This is a genomic window from Caballeronia sp. M23-90 (assembly GCF_053574605.1).
In genome coordinates, this window is record NZ_JBSIPA010000545.1 from 1 (window position 1) to 4,136 (window position 4,136).

The window sequence follows — 4,136 nt, forward strand, 5'->3', positions numbered from 1 at the left end:
TGCACCGCTGGCGCCGCTGGCACCCCCCGCACTGGCAGACGTGGAAGGACTGCCGCCTGAACCGCCGCCACATGAACCGAGGCATGCCGCGATCAGCAATCCTGCACAACTCTCGAACAGACGACGCTGACAGACTGCGTAAACAGCGAATTTGGAGTGCAGAGATTTCACGGCGGTTCTCCCGTGGCAGATGGACACCACAGCACGTGATACCCGCATCGTTCTCGCACGAGTTACTCGTTTCTGATCAGCATGACGAAGCGGCGTGTGGTGTCCCCAATCAGCAAGAAAAGCGCCCGACCAGGCGATGATTCTGCCTGCTTAAAAAGGGTTTAGCTCGCCGGTGCGAACGAGGTTTTCAAATCGCGAATATCTGATGAATGACCCGTTGAAGATGCTCGGGAGCAGAGAGAACCGTATGATGAAAAACGAGGTCCAAGCCGGGCTTGGGCGCGACCCATGACCTCATTGCAAACCGGCAACCACGGCGTCGGCAAAGCGCTTCAAATAAACAGGCGAAGCGTCGGTGATTGCCCAGAACACCATCCCGTTCTGCCGCCACTTGATCAGTGAATACCCTTCACTCGTCTCGGTGGTCATGGCTGCAGGCACCGCTGCATGACCTGCGGTATCAGGGAAAACATAGAGATCGATAGGGTGTTTGAGGTAGTGATAAATCATGACAGCCACCGGCCGATGGTCCACATAGTCAAGTCTTCCACCAACCAATGGAAATCCTTGCGCTTGTGGGTCGACCACAGGAGGTGCGTAATCAATGCGCCCGTTGAACCACGGCTTCACCGTATGCTGGTCGCTTGAAAGCACATCCATGGTCCGCGCTGACATCAGCGCCCGCACGTGGCTCGCAACAATCTCCTGTTCGATCCCGTTCGTTCCACCGGGACGTTGAAAGAACATCATCGAGAAGAACACCAGCGCGCATGCGCAGATCCCGGCGATACCGCCGCCGGCAAACAGCAAGCCTGCAGAGCGCATCGGCCAGTTCAACGAGAACCACCGCTTCTTTTCGTGTTGTTCGTTGAGCCGCGCGCGCACCTGAGCGTGCAGCGACGAAGGCGCGCGTTCGTACAGCGATCCATCGCGCAGCTTCTCGGCGAGTGACACGTTGTTTTCAGTTTCCACGCTTGGACTCCTCGGCGCCGGCAGGCGGTGTTTTCACCAGACGAATGGCAGGGTGTTCCGGATTGCCTTGCGCTATGCGCACTGCACTGCACAACAGTCGCCGCGCGCGCGAGAGCCGCGACATGACCGTGCCAATAGGAATGCCCGCAACCTGCGCCACGTCCTTGTAACTCATGTCCTCCAGTTCACGCAGCACGATCACCTCACGAAATTCCACCGGCAACATGGCAAGCGCGCGATGCACGAGATCCGTCTCGTCCTGTCGCACCGCCATCTTCTCGGGGTCGTCGCCGCTTTCGTCGGACCAACCGGGAAGCTGTTCATCGACTTGCAGCGAGTCGTCGTAGGGCGTGGAGTCCGCCTGATGATGATGCTTGCGCCACTCCGTGAACCACGTATTACGCACGATCGCGAGCAGCCATGCGCGCGGGTTGTCACCGGTATAGCCATCGAAGAAACGGAAAGCCCGCAGGAAAGCTTCCTGCACGACGTCGTCAGCTTCGGTCGCGCTGCCGCTCAACCAGCGGGCGAGGTTATACGCCGCGTCCAGATGCGGCAGCATCACCTGATCGAAGCGATTCGGCGGGGACTTCCCCATCGGTGTTCTCCTGACTACTCCAGCTGCGAAAGGACGCAAGCACTCAATCTAACTTACCGGCGCTGGCATCGACTTATTCCCCGTTACGCGAGTTTGCGGAAAAAATAAACCTGGAATAAGGCAGGGCGTATTGCAGTTCGATGAGCATGGGGCAATCAAACCCATTTCCAACACTACAAGGAACCCGTCATGCCTGACATCACGAAAGATACAGCGGAGCCCAAAACACTCGGCGAACATGGCGCCAAAAGGCGCACCGCGCTGAGCTGCATGGCGTGGGCCGGCGCCGGCATGCTATGGACGCTCAGCGGTGGCGTCCCCGGCTCGAGGCTTTTGGGCGGCACGGCGCAAGCAGCCCAGGTCGACCGTCACGCGTTCAGCTTCGTGCAGGTCAGCGACAGTCACATAGGCTTCAGCAAGGACCCGAATCTCGATCCGGCGAGCACGCTTAAGGAAGCCGTCGACACGATCCGCGCGTCGAACCAGAAACCTGCATTCATGATCCATACCGGCGACGTCAGCCATCTGTCAAAGCCGGGCGAGTTTGATACGGCCGCGCAAATCATCGGCAGCGCGGGACTCGATGTCCACTACGTGCCTGGCGAACACGACGTACTGGTCGACGACGGCAATGCGTATTTCGAACGCTTCTCGAAGCCCGCCGATAAAAAATGGTACAGCTTCGACCAGGGCGGGGTTCATTTTATCGGTTTGACGAATGTGCTGAACATGCGCGGCGGCGGCCTGGGTTATCTCGGCGATGAACAACTTGCATGGCTGAAACAAGACCTGGCGCGCCGTTCGACCAGCACGCCGCTTGTCGTGTTTGCGCACATCCCGCTGTGGTCGTTGTATCCGGAATGGGGATGGGGCACCGATGACAGTGCGCAAGCATTGAGCATGATGAAACGCTTCGGGTCTGTGACGGTTCTGAACGGCCACGTGCATCAGGTGGCGCAGAAGGTGGAGGGCGACATCAGCTTTTACTCGGCAATGTCAACAGCCTTTCCGCAACCTGTGCCGGGCACGGCGGCAGGCCCCGGTCCAATGAAAGTTCCTGCCGACACGCTGCGCACCTTGCTCGGCGTTCGGTCCGTGAATTACGTGCCAGGTCACATGGAACTTGCCGTCGTCGACACGAGGTTGAGCGTATGAACCTTCTTTCTACTCTACGGGTGGTACGGATTGCAACGCTGCTTATCGCAACCAGCGGTGCAACGGGTCCTGCATTTGCCGATGTAGGACCCACGGCCGCGGTCGTCATCGATAATTTTTCGTTCAGTCCCGCGCAGTTGTCGGTGGCGGCCGGAGCGACCGTGACGTGGGAAAACCGTGACGATATCCCTCATACCATCGTCAACGATGCTACGCCGCGCACGTTCAAGTCACCGCCGCTCGACTCCGGCGAGAAATTCTCTCAGGTGTTCGTCAAGCCCGGTACGTATAAGTACTTCTGTTCCTTGCACCCGCATATGACGGGGATGATCGTCGTGAAATAGGCAAGCACGCAATCACGCGCCATGCCGCACGCCCACGCGATACCAGGTGACCTGCCTGTACGTTTCGCCAGGGCTCACGATCACACTGCCGGCATCCGGCATGTTGACCTGGTTCGGAAACGCGCCCGCCTGCAGGCACAGGCCGGCGTGTTTGCCGTAGCGCCGGCCATGCCGTCCGACGATGCCATCGAGATGATTGCCCGTATAGAACTGCACGCCGGGTGCATTCGTGCCCATGGTCAGTTCGCGGCCGCTGCCCGGGTCGTAAAGGCGCACCACGGGCCTGTGTGAATCACCGCGTTCGCCCACTACATAACAATGATCAAAACCACCTGCGCGCGACAACTGATCGTGCGGCCAGTCGAGCCGTGCACCCAGCGGGGCGCTCGCGCGAAAATCAAACGCGTGGCCCGCGACTTCGGCGCGGCCCTCGGGGATCAGGGCGGCATCGACTTTAAAAAAGGTATCGGCGTCTATGGAGATGACATGGCCGCGGATATCGGCTGTGTCGTCGCCCGAGAGATTGAAGCACGCGTGGTTCGTGAGGTTGACGGGCGTCGGCGCGTCGGACACCGCTTCGTATGCGAGCGTGAGCGTGCCGTCGTCGTCCAGCGTATAGCGCAACGTGGTCGATACCGCTCCGGGAAATCCCGCTTCACCTTCCGGCGATTCATGTGTGAGTTCGATACCGCCATCGACTTCCTGCGCGTCCCATAACGCCCGGTGAAACCCCGCCGCGCCACCATGCAGCAGGTTGCCGCCTTCGTTGAGCGTATAGCGCAACGTGGTCGATACCGCTCCGGGAAATCCCGCTTCACCTTCCGGCGATTCATGTGTGAGTTCGATACCGCCATCGACTTCCTGCGCGTCCCATAACGCCCGGTGAAACCCCGCCG

The 4,136-nt window shown here is 59.6% G+C and carries 5 protein-coding genes; 2 read left to right on the forward strand and 3 right to left on the reverse strand.

Going from position 1 to position 4,136, the window contains the following annotated elements:
* Positions 1–465 precede the first annotated feature (465 nt).
* Together ACRXB1_RS32120 and ACRXB1_RS32125 are read right to left on the reverse strand one after the other, a co-directional pair.
* On the reverse strand, positions 466–1,143 hold the full coding sequence (locus ACRXB1_RS32120; RefSeq protein WP_449494328.1) for an anti-sigma factor family protein: 678 nt from the start codon (positions 1,141–1,143) through the stop codon (positions 466–468).
* Positions 1,133–1,741, reverse strand: a complete 609-nt coding sequence (locus ACRXB1_RS32125; RefSeq protein WP_062171061.1) for an RNA polymerase sigma factor — start codon at positions 1,739–1,741, stop codon at positions 1,133–1,135. Before ACRXB1_RS32125 ends, ACRXB1_RS32120 begins: the two co-directional genes overlap by 11 nt.
* 189 nt (positions 1,742–1,930) lie before the next feature.
* On the opposite strand from ACRXB1_RS32125, the gene ACRXB1_RS32130 reads away from it, so the two are divergent.
* Both ACRXB1_RS32130 and ACRXB1_RS32135 read left to right on the forward strand, forming a co-directional pair.
* Entirely contained in the window at positions 1,931–2,896 is a 966-nt protein-coding gene (locus tag ACRXB1_RS32130; RefSeq protein ID WP_449494329.1) for a metallophosphoesterase family protein, read from the forward strand.
* The gene (locus ACRXB1_RS32135) at positions 2,893–3,240 is read left to right on the forward strand and encodes a cupredoxin domain-containing protein (protein ID WP_075359041.1); all 348 of its coding nucleotides are present in this window, start codon (positions 2,893–2,895) and stop codon (positions 3,238–3,240) included. The genes ACRXB1_RS32130 and ACRXB1_RS32135 overlap by 4 nt, the downstream gene beginning before the upstream one ends.
* Before the next feature lie 12 nt (positions 3,241–3,252).
* Here ACRXB1_RS32135 and ACRXB1_RS32140 read toward each other — a convergent pair.
* A partial coding sequence (locus ACRXB1_RS32140; RefSeq protein WP_449494330.1) for an aldose epimerase family protein occupies positions 3,253–4,136 on the reverse strand: 884 nt, incomplete at its 5' end.

What these genes read in the sequence shown, in the direction of transcription:
- ACRXB1_RS32125 (WP_062171061.1), bottom strand. Translation starts at nt 1,741, where the DNA reads ATGGGGAAGTCCCCGCCGAATCGCTTCGATCAGGTGATGCTGCCGCAT.
- ACRXB1_RS32130 (WP_449494329.1), top strand. Translation starts at nt 1,931, where the DNA reads ATGCCTGACATCACGAAAGATACAGCGGAGCCCAAAACACTCGGCGAA.
- ACRXB1_RS32135 (WP_075359041.1), top strand. Translation starts at nt 2,893, where the DNA reads ATGAACCTTCTTTCTACTCTACGGGTGGTACGGATTGCAACGCTGCTT.